11 protein-coding genes and 1 tRNA gene are annotated in these 14,646 nt (G+C 45.5%); 8 read left to right on the forward strand and 4 right to left on the reverse strand.

Features of this window, described 5'->3' with window-relative positions:
* Window positions 1-19: 19 nt before the first annotated feature.
* The 3 genes from lldP to ACE3T3_RS00105 form a co-directional block, all read right to left on the reverse strand.
* Window positions 20-1,690 carry an L-lactate permease gene (gene lldP, locus ACE3T3_RS00095; protein WP_374662984.1) on the reverse strand — a complete coding sequence of 557 codons (1,671 nt, stop codon included), beginning with the start codon at window positions 1,688-1,690 and terminating at the stop codon, window positions 20-22.
* A 590-nt stretch (window positions 1,691-2,280) separates the two neighbouring features.
* On the reverse strand, window positions 2,281-2,634 hold the full coding sequence (locus tag ACE3T3_RS00100) for a hypothetical protein (RefSeq protein ID WP_374662985.1): 354 nt from the start codon (window positions 2,632-2,634) through the stop codon (window positions 2,281-2,283).
* 348 nt (window positions 2,635-2,982) lie between these two features.
* Window positions 2,983-3,153 carry a hypothetical protein gene (locus ACE3T3_RS00105; protein WP_374662986.1) on the reverse strand — a complete coding sequence of 57 codons (171 nt, stop codon included), beginning with the start codon at window positions 3,151-3,153 and terminating at the stop codon, window positions 2,983-2,985.
* Window positions 3,154-3,408: 255 nt separating this feature from the next.
* On the opposite strand from ACE3T3_RS00105, the gene argG reads away from it, so the two are divergent.
* Window positions 3,409-4,752: an argininosuccinate synthase gene (gene argG, locus ACE3T3_RS00110; protein ID WP_374662987.1), complete on the forward strand. Its 1,344-nt coding sequence runs from the start codon at window positions 3,409-3,411 to the stop codon at window positions 4,750-4,752.
* Window positions 4,753-4,941: 189 nt separating this feature from the next.
* On the opposite strand, the gene ACE3T3_RS00115 is transcribed toward argG, so the two are convergent.
* The gene (locus ACE3T3_RS00115) at window positions 4,942-6,198 is read right to left on the reverse strand and encodes a GGDEF domain-containing protein (RefSeq protein WP_374662988.1); all 1,257 of its coding nucleotides are present in this window, start codon (window positions 6,196-6,198) and stop codon (window positions 4,942-4,944) included.
* A 152-nt stretch (window positions 6,199-6,350) separates the two neighbouring features.
* On the opposite strand from ACE3T3_RS00115, the gene pyrC reads away from it, so the two are divergent.
* The 7 genes from pyrC to ACE3T3_RS00150 all read left to right on the forward strand — a co-directional run bounded on the left by pyrC (window position 6,351) and on the right by ACE3T3_RS00150 (window position 14,565).
* Window positions 6,351-7,385, forward strand: coding sequence for a dihydroorotase (gene pyrC / locus ACE3T3_RS00120; RefSeq protein WP_374662989.1), 1,035 nt, complete (start codon window positions 6,351-6,353; stop codon window positions 7,383-7,385).
* The gene (rnt, locus tag ACE3T3_RS00125; RefSeq protein WP_374662990.1) at window positions 7,370-8,029 is read left to right on the forward strand and encodes a ribonuclease T; all 660 of its coding nucleotides are present in this window, start codon (window positions 7,370-7,372) and stop codon (window positions 8,027-8,029) included. Before pyrC ends, rnt begins: the two co-directional genes overlap by 16 nt.
* Window positions 8,030-8,263: 234 nt before the next feature.
* Window positions 8,264-10,750 carry a TonB-dependent receptor plug domain-containing protein gene (locus ACE3T3_RS00130; protein WP_374662991.1) on the forward strand — a complete coding sequence of 829 codons (2,487 nt, stop codon included), beginning with the start codon at window positions 8,264-8,266 and terminating at the stop codon, window positions 10,748-10,750.
* Between the two features lie 115 nt (window positions 10,751-10,865).
* Window positions 10,866-11,012: a hypothetical protein gene (locus tag ACE3T3_RS00135; protein WP_374662992.1), complete on the forward strand. Its 147-nt coding sequence runs from the start codon at window positions 10,866-10,868 to the stop codon at window positions 11,010-11,012.
* Window positions 11,013-11,134: 122 nt separating this feature from the next.
* On the forward strand, window positions 11,135-12,565 hold the full coding sequence (locus tag ACE3T3_RS00140) for an amino acid permease (protein ID WP_374662993.1): 1,431 nt from the start codon (window positions 11,135-11,137) through the stop codon (window positions 12,563-12,565).
* Window positions 12,566-12,955: 390 nt separating this feature from the next.
* Window positions 12,956-13,031 (forward strand) — tRNA-Glu (locus ACE3T3_RS00145).
* A 121-nt stretch (window positions 13,032-13,152) separates the two neighbouring features.
* Window positions 13,153-14,565, forward strand: coding sequence for an amino acid permease (locus tag ACE3T3_RS00150; protein WP_374662994.1), 1,413 nt, complete (start codon window positions 13,153-13,155; stop codon window positions 14,563-14,565).
* The last annotated feature ends 81 nt before the right edge of the window (window positions 14,566-14,646 follow it).

A 14,646-nucleotide genomic window follows, 5' to 3' on the forward strand; every position in this document is an offset into this window, starting at 1 on the left:
TTAAAGTTTCACTTCAGTCTCATGGAATCATCCATGGGAACATATAGGCTTGTAGAGTAATCAAAATACCCATCATGATTGTGAACGTTATACTGTGTTTTACGGTAAAACGGAACAAATCAGACTCTTTACCCACCAAACCGACCGCCGCACAGGCAATGGCAATCGACTGCGGTGAAATCATTTTGCCGGTAACACCGCCGCTGGTATTGGCTGCAACCAATAAAACTTCCGGTACACCAATTTGCTGCGCCGTAGTGGCTTGCAATGCGGCAAACAATGCATTTGCCGATGTATCTGAACCCGTCAGGAATACCCCCAGCCAACCCAAGAATGGCGAGAAGAAGGTAAAGGCATCACCCGTATGCGCCAGTGCCAAAGCCAAAGTGGCCGACATACCTGAATAGTTGGCAATGAAAGCAAATGCCAGCACCATACCAATCGAATAAATCGGCACTTTCAGTTCATTTAAGGTTTCACCAAAAGTCACAATCGCTTGTTTCGGCTTCATTTTAAGGAAAATAATAGTAATGATAGCGGCAAAAATAATCGCGGTACCCGTTGCAGAGAACCAGTCAAATTTATAGATCGCATCGTAGTCTTTGATTTCAGGCACCACCGGCGGCATCTTTTGCACCCATTGATGCAAATACGGTACTTTGACCGAGATCACCCAATCTTGTAGCGCGCCATCTTTGGCAAATAAGCTCTTAAAAGGCTTAATGCTCCAGATCGTGACCATTGCCGTTAAAATTGCAAATGGCGACCATGCCTTGGCAATTTGGCCCAAGCTGTATTTTTGCTGTGTTTGTTCAGCTAAATTTTCCTGAATATCTGCATCTTCATTAGCAAAACGGAAAATATGTTTTGGCTTCCAAAACTTCAATAGAATCGTGAGTGACACCAATGCCGCAATCGCCGCGGTAATATCCGGCAATTCAGGCCCTACAAAGTTCGATGTTAAATATTGCGCAATCGCAAATGAACCGCCACCGACAATCACTGCAGGCCACGTCTCTTTCACACCGCGCCAGCCATCCATAATCGCCATGATCCAGAACAGCACAATGATCACCATAAATGGCAGCTGGCGGCCGACCATCTGGCTGATTTCCATGGTTTCAACGCCTGAAACCTGCCCCGCCACAATAATTGGAATCCCCATTGCGCCAAATGCTACTGGCGCAGTATTCACAATTAAGCAGAGACCTGCGGCATAGAGCGGTTTAAAACCGAGTCCGACCAATAATGCGGCGGTAATTGCCACAGGCGCGCCAAAACCGGCTGCACCTTCAAGAAACGTCCCGAAAGCAAAGCCAACAAAGAGCATTTGTAAACGCTGATCTTCGGTAATGGATAAAATCGAAGAACGGATAATGTCAAATTGACCGGTTTTTACGGAAACTTTATACAGGAACACTGCGCCAATAATGATCCATGCGATTGGCCATAGACCATAGAAAAAGCCATAAATCATTGAGGCAAATGCCATCGCAGATGGCATCTGATACGCAAACAGTGAAACCAATAGTGCCAAAACCACCGTAATGGTACCTGCCACACTGCCTTTTAAACGGAAAACGGCCAAAGCCAGAAAGAAAAAAATAATCGGGATCAAGGCAACCAAGCTCGAAAGCCAGATGTTCCCCATCGGATCATAAATCTGTTGCCATTGCTGAAGCATTGTCATCTCCTTGAAATGCTTTCCAGAACACATACTGGTCTGAACACCCATCGAGTTACACTATAATTGATATGACCAATATTTAATAAAGTAAAAAATATGTATCTAAAAGCAAAAATATCGTACTTTTTACAGAATTAAAGATCAATCGTTAATTTAAATAAATTAATTGGTCATACCAAAACAAACAGCGAATTTAAAGCCAAATTTCATCTTAAAAAATGATTCAAAGAACATGGATAAGGCATTAATAAGCTAATTTTTAATATTTTTTTATTCTGTTCACGCTCAAGCGGCATCGAATTACTATACTTTAGTCTAGATTACTGATTTCAGAGCGCTGAATCCGTATAGCGCTGAAATTTTCAGCAGATTTTTTTCCATTCAAGATCGGAATGCACAGCAATTTTCTCAGTGCATTGCAGCCCCATCCTCTTCTGCAATCTACGCCGCATCAAGGAAAATTCAAGATAAAACCAGCAGCATCAGAATAATGTACGCTCATGATTTTTATTATATTATTTAAGCATATTGATAAGAAAACCAAAACATGTCCACGGCCTAAGCCATAGCCATGTCATTGAGCTTGGCTGCAGCTATTTTTCCCATTGCTTGGCAGTGGTTTTCCATAAGCAGAATAAGCCCAGCAATGTCCCGATGGGGAAACTCAGCAGCATCAGCACCGCCATGATGCGGGATAAAATCAGCCCTGCATTATTGCCTTTTTTCACTTTCAGGCAAGCCAAAACATTGAAACCAAACATCAACAGCATCAATGCGCTTAATGCGCCAAGTTCCAGCATCGGCATGCTGCTTTGCTGGTATTCCAAGTACCAGACAATCACTAAAGCGCAGAGCAACAAGCCTGCATAAATGCCATGCACCAAGCTTAAAGTTTCGTTTTTGCTTTTTTGATATGGATAGAGCGGCGGTAAATGATTCATGGCCATAATGGCAAGACCCTCAATTCAAACTAAAATAGATTTTCAACTTCACCAGTTTTTTGAACTTGATGATTGCCTATCCCAAAATCAAGTTTAAAAAACCGGCCCTTATCTTGCAGCGCAATACGGCAAGACAATATGACAAGGCAATACGGCAAGGATGTTATTCATTTTTTGATCTCCGTTGCCGCTATCAATATACCAGCAACAGATGCTTCTTATGTGAATGTACTGCACTTTAATGCCGGTTTTCCATGATGGCGCGCTGATTATTCCGCTTTGATGCAAAATTCAATGTACTCAGAATAATGCCGGAACCAACCCAAACAGCGCAGATCAGAATATTGAATGTTCTCAGTTCATGCCGCAGCGCATGGCCAAAAAGACCGGTAAATATTGTGCAGATTTAAGCTCGATTTTAAGCCCTATCCGCAGCTGCTGGGCTGCCGATGCATGAGACGTGCCGGCTGAACCGGCACTTTTACATGCAGTGCTGAACACATCTGCGCCAACTTGCCCACGCACTGCACACAGCCCAATGAATACGGCTTAATTAGGATAAACGCCTTATTTTATTCCGCATATATGGCCGATTTTTGCGGCGCGCCGTCCGCTCCATTCTATTTCTTCGATAAGAATCTATTCTTCAAACCGTTTTTTTTATCTATTGCAACTTTTTTCAGAAAAAAGTTGCACCAAAAAGTGATATGATTGCAGAAATTTGTATTCTCTTGGGCCACCCATTTCAAGGTGCCTATTTTCATATCGTTAGGATTAACAATGACTGATAATGCAACTATCTTGCAGAATGTCCCTGTTGGCAAAAAAGTTGGTATTGCCTTCTCTGGTGGTCTAGATACTTCAGCTGCTCTTTTGTGGATGAAACAAAAAGGCGCAGAACCGTATGCTTATACAGCAAACTTGGGTCAGCCTGATGAAGATGACTATGATGCGATTCCGAAAAAAGCAGAAGCTTACGGCGCAGTAAAAGCTCGCTTAGTCGATTGCCGTCTACAGCTTGCGCTTGAAGGCATTGCAGCGATCCAGTGCGGCGCTTTTCACATTTCGACTGGCGGTATGCCTTATTTCAATACGACTCCACTAGGTCGTGCAGTAACAGGCACCATGCTGGTTACCGCAATGAAAGAAGATGACGTCAACATCTGGGGTGACGGCTCGACTTATAAAGGCAACGACATTGAACGTTTCTACCGTTATGGCCTGCTGACTAACCCATCACTTAAAATCTACAAACCTTGGTTAGACCAAACCTTTATTGACGAATTAGGCGGCCGTGCAGAAATGTCACAGTTCCTGATCGACAATGGTTTTGACTATAAAATGTCAAAAGAGAAAGCGTACTCAACAGATTCAAACATGTTAGGCGCAACTCACGAAGCAAAAGATCTTGAATACCTGAATGCCGGCATCAAAATCGTTGACCCAATCATGGGCGTTGCATTCTGGAAAGATGACGTAGAAGTTAAAGCTGAAGAAGTTTCTGTCACTTTCGAAGAAGGCTTCCCTGTTGCATTGAACGGCAAGCGCATCGAAAACCCAGTGGAATTCATTCTTGAAGCGAATCGTATCGGCGGCCGTCATGGTTTAGGCATGTCTGACCAAATCGAAAACCGCATCATTGAAGCGAAATCTCGCGGCATCTACGAAGCACCGGGTATGGCGCTGCTTCACATCGCTTATGAACGCCTTGTAACTGGTATTCATAACGAAGATACCATCGAGCAATACCGCATCAACGGTTTGCGTTTAGGCCGTTTACTGTACCAAGGCCGCTGGTTCGATTCACAAGCGCTTATGCTTCGTGAAACTGCACAGCGCTGGGTAGCGAAAGCAATTACAGGCACTGTGACTTTAGAGCTTCGCCGCGGTAATGACTACACCATCATGAACACTGAATCTGAAAACCTGACATACGAAGCTGAACGCTTGACTATGGAAAAAGGCGATTCTATGTTCTCTCCTGCAGACCGTATTGGCCAATTGACCATGCGTAACCTCGACATCACAGACACCCGCGCGAAATTGGGCATCTACACTGGTGCAGGCTTACTGGCTGTAGGTACTGGTTCTGCTGTGCCTCAGCTGAAAGACAAAAACAAATAAGATTTGTTGAGTCAAAAAAACCGCTCATTTGAGCGGTTTTTTTATGCTTAAAATAAAATTGCAAATCCAGTACAGAATTGATGGGCTTCCGCTTTCGGCATTGTCCGCAATGCATTGTTTAGATGAAAATAACGGTTCAAGTTTAAGTCAAAAAATCAGCAGCTTAAAAGCGGAAAATCTAGCTGAAACTTAAGCCACGTGTGCAGCACGGATAGATTGATAATAAATCTGATTGCGGCCCAATTGTTTTGCGCGGTACAGCGCTTGATCCGCAATAGACAGCAAATCTTCTTTGGATAAGTCTTCACCGCGGAATACCGTAATCCCTAGGCTGATCGTGACATGGCTGGACACCGACGATTTCGCATGCGGAATTTCTAAGCGGTCAATGGCCTTGTAAATATTGGATGCCACCGCATAAGCGCCATGCGCATCGGTTTCCGGCAGCAGCACCACAAATTCTTCGCCGCCGTAGCGCGCGACAAAATCCATATGCCGGATGGCATTTTTAATGGTTTTCGCAATGGATGAAATCACATCATCACCTTTTTGATGGCCATAAAAATCGTTATAGTTTTTGAAATGGTCAACGTCAATAAATAAGATGGAAAGCGCGCTTTCATCGCGTTTTGCCTGCTCATAGCAGGTATCCAGCATTTCATCAAACGTGCGGCGGTTTGAAATTTTCGTCAGCTCATCATGCTGGCTGAGATGCAGCAGCTCCGCGGTATGAATACGGTGGATTTTTTCACTGACATCGGCGCGCAGCATACTGAGAAAAATCATCCGTTCGCGCGTACACAGCATTTTGCTGATCGCAAAACCAAAGACGCAGCTGCCGACCAGTACCCGCCCCATCACCATGGCATCAAATTTCACATACAGCGAAAACAGCATCAGCAAGGTCACAACCGCCGCAGTCAGCCCAACCCACAGCATTTGCACCGGTTTTACCCCTGTTAAAATATAGCCCAAAATATAGATCATGCAGATGATCATCATGGCCTGATGCTTCAGTGCAGGCGTATGCACCGTCATGGTCAGCCATGACATGGAAATCACCGACCAAAAGACCACGGCCATCGCCGCATGCGGGAAATAGGGTTTCAATTTTTGATGATGGGCAAAAATATACAGCATCAACAAGCTGAGCGCGCCATTGGCCAGCCCAGCCAGGCAATGAATGAAATCGTGCGCAAAATAAGCTTGTTCAATAATCCAGTAATCGCCGGGAATGATCAATAAAATGAGGATGAAATAAGCTAAGACGCCGGTCCAGACATATTGATTGATATTGTCTTTGGCGCGTTCTAGATTCGCGCGCCAAAATTGAGTCTCAAGCCTTTTAGGAAAAACCTGCCCCACACGGCGGTTTTGGCGTGCAATCAATTCTTCTAATTTTTCTTTATCATATTGCAATTTTGCAAGGTTATACTTGTATTCCATTGCCAACGATTGATGTAATTATTTTAGTCTATTAAAGATAACATATTTTTTTCGGTTTATTTACAGCACTCCCGCCATTTGTCTTTAAAACACGTTACCATTTTCACACTTTATGCATTATCATTTGTTTTATTTCCAAGTTTGAAATCGCCTTGAACACGATTACTATCCTTCAGCCAGATGACTGGCATGCGCATTTGCGCGACGGTTTAGCATTAAAGCGCACAGTGCCTGATTTAGCCAAGCAATTTGCCCGTGCGATCTGCATGCCGAACCTCGTCCCGCCTGTAAAAACAGTTGAAGAAGCCAATGCTTACCGCGAGCGCATTATGGCGCATGTGCCGGAAGGCGTTGATTTCGATCCTCGCATGGTGCTGTATTTCACCGATAATACTGCGCCAAGCGAAGTCCTGAAGATTAAGCAGTCTGAACATGTCAATGCAATCAAGCTTTACCCAGCTGGCGCAACGACAAACTCTGACAGCGGCGTAAGCGACATCAGCAAAGTGTACGGCGTGATTGAGCAAATGGAAGAGCATCAAGTGCCTCTATTGCTGCATGGTGAAGTGACGCATAATCATGTCGACATTTTTGACCGTGAAAAGCGTTTCGTGGATGAAGTGCTTTCTCCGCTGCTGCAGCAGTTTCCAAAATTAAAATTGGTGCTGGAACACATCACCACCAGCGAAGCTGCGCACTTTGTTCTGGAGCATGACCGCAATGTCGCTGCCACCATTACCCCGCAGCATTTGCTGTTCAACCGCAACGACATGCTGATTGGCGGCATCAAACCGCATTTTTACTGCCTGCCGATTTTAAAGCGTCAAACCCATCAGCAAACTCTGCTTGAAGTGGCGACCAGCGGCAACCCTAAGTTTTTCTTAGGAACAGACAGTGCGCCGCACTCAAAAAATGCCAAAGAAAATGCATGCGGCTGCGCAGGGTGCTATAGTGCGCCTACCGCAATCGAGCTGTATGCTCAAGCATTTGATCAAGTGGGCAAAATTGACCGCTTGGAAGGCTTTGCCAGCCACTTTGGCGCAGACTTCTACGGCCTGCCGCGCAATACCAAGACCATTACCTTGGTTAAAGAAGATCAAATGATTCCTGAAAGTTTAGACTATTTGGATGGTGAACAGATTATTCCGCTGCATGCGGGTAAAACCATTCAATGGAGAAAAGTGTGACAGATGAAACTCTACCAGTAATTGGTCAGCGTTTCCGTGGATTTCTGCCTGTCGTTGTCGATGTCGAAACCGCAGGCTTTAATTCACAGACCGATGCATTATTGGAAATTGCAGCCATACCGATTGTGTATGATGCAGCAGGAAAATTTGTGCCGGGCGAAGCGCATCATGCGCATATCAACCCTTTTGAAGGTGCAAATTTAGACCGCAGATCATTGGATTTTATTGGCGTTGACCCGTTTAATCCAATGCGCATGGCTATGGCTGAAGATGAAAAATCCGCATTGAAACGGATTTTCAAATCAGTCAATGAAGTGCGCCGCCAGCAAGGCTGCACGCATGCCGTATTGGTCGGCCACAATGCGCATTTTGACTTAGGTTTTGTACAGGCTGCAATTGCGCGTACTGGCACCAAAAATCAGAATCCTTTCCACAGTTTTTCTGTTTTTGATACCGTGACATTAAGCGCTGTGGTCTTTGGCCAAACTGTCTTAGCCAAATCCTGCATTCAGGCCGGCATTGAGTTTGACGGCAAAGAAGCCCACTCCGCACTGTATGACACGCAAAAAACGGCTGAATTATTCTGCTTTATCTTGAATAAACTGGGCCCAAGTTTGTTAGATACCTTAAGCGCAGATAAATAACCGCTGCCCTGCCCCGCTGACTGTAAATTTGAGCAGATTGAAGCCAATTGGCTGATTCAAATTGAAAGCGCTGCGGGGCTTATTTATTTTCAGCCTTCTCCCCCGTATTTTTTTATTGCCTTCTTTTTAGACTTAAAACCAGCCCATATTGAAAATAATTCTCATTTATATTGATTAATTCATTAAAGTTAATAATAATTATTCGCATTATTATTAACACTATCTTCAACTATTATGCGATTTGCCTATTCCCCGCTCACTTTGGCTATTTTTGCTGCGCTTAGCCCTCTCGCATATGCCGGTGATCTTGAAAATACCCGCATTCAGCCTGCGGCCAAACTCGATACCATTACAGTTGAAGTCACCAAAGCAGACGAAGCAGGCCAAACATCGTATAGCAAAGAAGATTTAGAAAAAACGCCGAACAGTTCGAAAAATATTACTGATTTTCTGAAAGTAAATCCGAATGTGCAGTTTGACTCAAACGCACGCAGCGGCTTAAAGCAAGGTGAACTGAACTCTTCCGAAATCAGCATTAATGGCGGCCTGCCCTATGACAATAAATTTCTCATGAATGGGATGAGTATCAACAACAGCATCAATCCTGACAGCAGCGCCGGCAGCGCAAATGTTTCGGAATTGATGGGAAGCTCGCAAACAGTCGCGGTCAATACAGACTTATTGTGCAAACTTACCGTTTTAGACAGCAATGTCAGTGCAGAATACGGCGAGTTTACCGGCGGTGTGGTCAGTGCCGAAACCTGTGCGCCCGCCACGGCAATCGGCAAAATGCATGGCCATATCAGCTATGACTACACCGCAGATCGCTGGACGAAAATCCACTTTCCGACGCAAGAACAAGCGGACAGCTTCGAAAACTCCGTCAGTGAAGCAAACCAGCCTTTCTTTACCAAACAAGGAATCAGCGCCACGGCTTATGGCCGGCTGTCTGAAACATTAGCCATGAACGCGTCCGGTTCATACCGCAGATCCGATATTCCGCTCAAAACCAGCATCAGCACGCCTGCGGATTTTGATCAAAAACGTGAATCATCCAATGCCGGCTTAGAATTATTTTATACTCCGAATGATCAAGCCGCTCTGAAAATCGGCGCACAGTTGATGGCATCTGAAGGCGCCTATTTTCTAGCGACAACAGCCAACTCTGAAAGCATTCATGTTTCGGACAGCCAAAATTTTTATATCAACTACGATCAAAATTTCAATACTGTTCAAATCGAACAGCAGCTCAGCTACCAGACACAAACTGCATCGCGTGAAGGTGAAAAAGACAACTACTCATGGTTAAAGTCATCCACGAAAAACTGGCGCGCATCCGGCACGCAAATTGAAGGCAGCTTCGGCACCATGGAACAGCAGGAAGAAAAGCTGGAATACACGGCTAAAGCCATATTTGAGCCGATCCATATTGGCCGTACCCGCCAAACCTTCAAGCTTGGTGCGGGCTATGGGCATTACAATGCCTATTGGGAAAGGCCTGAAACAACTTATATTTACTCAGGCGCGGCAGGCAGCAAAAACAATCTGACTTGCTATGATGCTTCAGGCGAGCGCTTGGATGCCTGCGATGAAGGCAATGGATCTGATGGGCAATATCTTGCGAACAGAACAGCCTACTTAGCAGGCAAAATTCAGATGCAGCAAGACCGCTGGCATGCGTTTGCAGAAAATCAGATTCAATGGGATCAATATTTCACTGCGACATTAGGCTTAAGAACAGACTACGACAGCTTAACCAAAAACAATACGATTGCGCCCCGCAGCGCATTGGTTTATAGGCCTTTCGGCAGTGACAGCCTGTATTTCTCTGCGGGCTGGAACCGCTACTATGGCTTAAATGCATTCTATAATGAGCTGCAAGACCGCAAAGGCTTATTGCTGGCCAGTCAGACCCGTACGGATTTAAGCAATAACTGGAAAGATAAAAACACGGCAGCCTCTTATAGCTACCGTTCACAGCTTGACAGCCCCTACGCGGATGAAACCCTGTTTGCCGTGAATGGCAGATATGCCAATGCGTTCATGGGCTTAAAATGGGTCAACCGTAAAAACAAAGACCAGCTGCGCAGAACGCAATCGCTGATTGATCCGAGCATCGACAGTGCAAGAAGCACCTATACTTACGATAATTCCGGGCGTTCAGAATCCGATATTTTCAGCCTGAGCATCCGCAATATTCAGCCGCTTCAATTCTTAAGCAGCCAGCATCGGTTCAGCTTCGATGCGGACTATACTCAAACGGAGCGCAACTTTAACTCGTACAGCTCGAGCTTCTATATAGGAACGCCAGAAATTCATTATGACGGCAAAATCATCAACGCCGAAGACCGCCCTGCCGAAACCTTCAACACGCCATGGACAACACGCCTAGGCTGGGATATTCAGTTTGACCGCTTGCCTTTCTCCATTAATAACTTCATCAGCTATCAAGGCAAAGCCGACGCCATGAAAAAAACTGTCAAAGGCTATACCGATGAAAACGGCATCGAATATGACATGTACACGCCATATACCGCTAAAAATAAATTTTACTGGGATTTACGGGCGGCATATGACATCCCGATGGCTCATGGCAGCCAAACAACACTTAGCTTAACCGTAAACAATGTCACCGACCGCAAAAATACCTATGTGTCTTCGGGCATCGTTTATCCAGATATCGGCCGTCAATTCATTGCCGACATCACCTTTAAATTTTAGCGCTTAAATATTTGCCTGACTGAAAACAATGCAGCTTGTCTTCACAAATTTTGCGGCTTACAGCCTGCGCTGTTTTCGCTATACTGTGCGGGCTTTTTCAATCTTTCCCACATTTATGCTTAAAAATATCCTGCTGGTCATCCTGATTCTGCTTCCTGCTGCGCTATATATTTATGTGGTGAACCGTGATGACAGCGCTCAGCCTGCAAAATCCAAACAGCTCTCTTCTGCACCGCGCCCGGCAGCTCAGCCCGCCCCTTAAGCCAAACATTTATATCTATTTTATTGATAACAAAATATAAATCATAAGAAAAAATCGATTTATATGATTTTTCACATAATGAACCTATAAAATATCGTTTTAAAAACTTTTGTCTTCAATCTATGCAATCTCCCTCTCAGCCTTCGCAGCACTCGCCTGCGGAAGGGAATTCGCCGTCGTTAAAACGCGCGATGACTACACGTCATTTGATTATGCTTTCTTTAGGCGGTGCAATTGGTACTGGCCTATTCATGGGTTCTGGCGAAGTGATTTCTCAAGCCGGGCCTTTAGGCGCTGTTCTGGCGTATATCATCGGCGGCCTGATCGCCTATATGGTGATGCTGTGCCTAGGTGAATTGGCCGTACACTTGCCGGTCTCTGGCTCTTTCGGGGCATTTGCCACCAATTATATCGGCCCCGGCACAGGCTATATGGTGTCTTGGATGTACTGGCTAGGCTGGTCTGCAACCTTAGGGACTGAATTTACCGCAGCAGCGATGCTCGTGCAGGAGTGGTTCCCGCAAACCTCCATTTGGCTTTGGACGCTGATTTTTGCCGCAGGCGTGCTGATTTCCAACCTCAGTTCTACACGCACCTTTGCAGAATCGGAATTTTGGCTGTCCTTCATTAAAGTGGCTACCGTTCTGGTGTTTATTGCGCTGGGCTTTGCCTGCATTTTTGGCTGGATTCCATTTGAAGGCTATACCTCAGCGCCGCTGTTCAGCAATTTAACCGAACATGGCTGGCTGCCGAACGGCCTGTTCCCGCTGTTTGCGACCTTGCTGATTGTGAATTTTGCCTTTAACGGCACAGAAATGATCGGTATCGCCGCAGGTGAAACAGAAAATCCTGAGAAAAATGTGCCGAAAGCCATTCATGCAGCCGTATGGCGCCTGATGATTTTCTTTGTCGGCACCATCATTGTCATCAGTTCATTGCTCAACTATACCGATGCCGGCTTAAATGTCGGCGGTCACGGCGGCCTCAGCAGCAGCCCATTCGTATCGGTCTTCAATTTAATGGGCATTCCTTATGCAGAAGACATTATCCGTTTTGTGATTATTACCGCCCTGCTGTCTACGGCCAACTCAGGCTTATATGCCGCTTCACGCATGATGTGGGCGCTGTCTGCGCAAAACCAGCTGCCGCGCGTTTTCTCTAAAGTCAGCAAAACAGGCGTTCCTGTGGTCGCCATTTGGGTCACCATGATTGGCGGCTTGCCGGGCCTGCTGTCTGAACAATTTGGCGCCGATGTCATCTTCAAAAACCTGATGGGGGTGGCTGCCTTTACTATGGTGATTGTCTGGATGAGCATTTGCTGGAGCCAATTCAATTTCCGCCGCCAATGGCTGAAAGCCGGACATAGTGTATCTGAACTGAAATTCAGAACGCCATGGTTCCCTCTAGTGCCTATTTTAGGTTTTGTCTGCTGTACGGCGACCGGCCTCAGCATGGCAGCAGACCCTGAAATGCTGTCTGGCTTTATTGGCTGCCTGCTGTTTATGGCGGCGTGTTACGCCAGCTATTACTGGCTGTATCACAATAAAAATTAAGAACGGCTGCCAATGCTCCATGCAGCCTCTCGCCAGATTTTTTTAGAATCGCCTTTAAAAACCGTTTTTAAAGGCATTTTCCAAAACATCAAAAGCGCAGCGTCAATGCTGCGCTTTTTTAATGACCGGTTTTTATTGACTGCCTATTCATTCGGCTTTTTTCAAATAGCTTGCTCAGGCTGCCTATTTTAAATGAAGGATTCCACCCCGCTTATTGCCCAAGAATGGCGCATTGAAAATGCGCCGATTCAGGATAAATGTGCTTTGAAATTGGCCGGCTTAAAATAAATCTTTCATTTTTTAATCACATAATTCAAGATTATAAAAATAATGCCATCTCGGGTTTGACAGCTTTTTTAAAAATCCCTAATATAGCCATCACCTCACAACGTCCCTATCGTCTAGAGGCCTAGGACATCGCCCTTTCACGGCGGTAACCGGGGTTCGAATCCCCGTAGGGACGCCATATCTTGCTATATTCTCTATTTTCATAGATTATCATTTCATCAAATAATTAAATCGCGATTGCACTCTTGCTGATTTTCTCTACAATAGCTCGCCTCACTGTTTTTTCTTAATGACATTTTATGCACTCATCTCCGAATGATGCTTCGCATCAGGGCAATTCTGCGCCTTTAAAACGCGCTATGAGTACTCGGCATCTGGTCATGATTTCGCTTGGCGGCGCAATCGGTACAGGCCTATTTTTAGGGTCGGGTGAAGTCATTGCACAAACGGGGCCTGTCGGTGCCATTCTTTCTTATTTTTTAGGCGGCGTTATCGCCTATATGGTCATGCTCTGCCTTGGTGAGCTGGCTGTCCACATGCCTGAGTCCGGCTCTTTTGGCGCGTATGCCACCCGCTATATCGGCCCAGGCACAGGCTATACCATGACGTGGCTGTACTGGCTGACATGGTCTGTAACCTTGGGAACGGAATTTACCGCCGCTGCGCTGCTGATGCAGGAATGGTTCCCTGACAGTTCCATGTGGATGTGGACGCTGATTTTTGGGGTATTTGTATTCCTGTTGAATATGACCTCGACCCGCTGGTTTGCCGAATCTGAATTTTGGCTGGCTTTGGTCAAAGTGATTACCGTGGTGGCCTTCATTCTTTTAGGTTTATTGGCTATTTTTGGGGTACTGGGTTATCGCGGTTATGAATCTGCACCGCTATTCAGCAATTTAACCGCTCAAGGCTGGTTCCCAGAAGGTCTTTTCCCGATCTTCACCACCATGCTGATTGTGAATTTTGCCTTTTCAGGAACAGAATTGATTGGTGTGGCTGCCGGTGAAACCAAAGATCCTGCCAAGAACGTGCCTAAAGCCATTAATACCGCAATTTTCCGCTTGCTGATTTTCTTTGTCGGAACCATTGTGGTGGTCACTGCTTTACTGCCGCATCAGGAAGCTGGCTTGGCCGCTGAAGGCGTCAGCAGCAGTCCATTCGTGACCGTCTTCCAGCATATCGGTATTCCTTATGCCGAAGACATTATCCGTTTTGTGATTATCACGGCATTATTGTCTGCGGCGAACTCGGGCTTATTTGCAGCATCACGTATGATGTGGTCGCTATCTTATAAAAAACAGCTGCCAGCAGTATTCTCAAAACTCAATTCACGCGGCATTCCTTATGTTGCGGTGATTGTCACCATGATTGGTGGTATGCCGGGCTTGCTGTCTGAACAGTTTGCACCAGAAGCGATTTTCACCAATTTATTGGGAATTGCAGCCTTTACCATGGTTGTGGTCTGGATGAGCATTTGCCTCAGTCAATTCAACTTCCGCCGTCAATGGTATAAAGCGGGTCACAGCAAAGAAGAACTGGGCTTTGCCGCTCCATTGTTCCCAATTGTGCCAATTCTCGGATTTGTGTTCTGTTTTATTACCTGCGTCAGCATGGTCTTTGATCCAACCATGCGCATCAGCTTCTTTGGTTGTTTGGCCTTTATTGCGGTCTGCTACATTAGCTACTACACCTTGTATCACAACAAAAATTGATACATCGCTTGGTCAATAGCAACATTAAAGAGCAACTTCGTTGCTCTTTTTTATTTATACTGAATGAAAATAAAATGATTG

This window comes from Acinetobacter sp., assembly GCF_041919735.1.
Lineage (GTDB): Bacteria > Pseudomonadota > Gammaproteobacteria > Pseudomonadales > Moraxellaceae > Acinetobacter.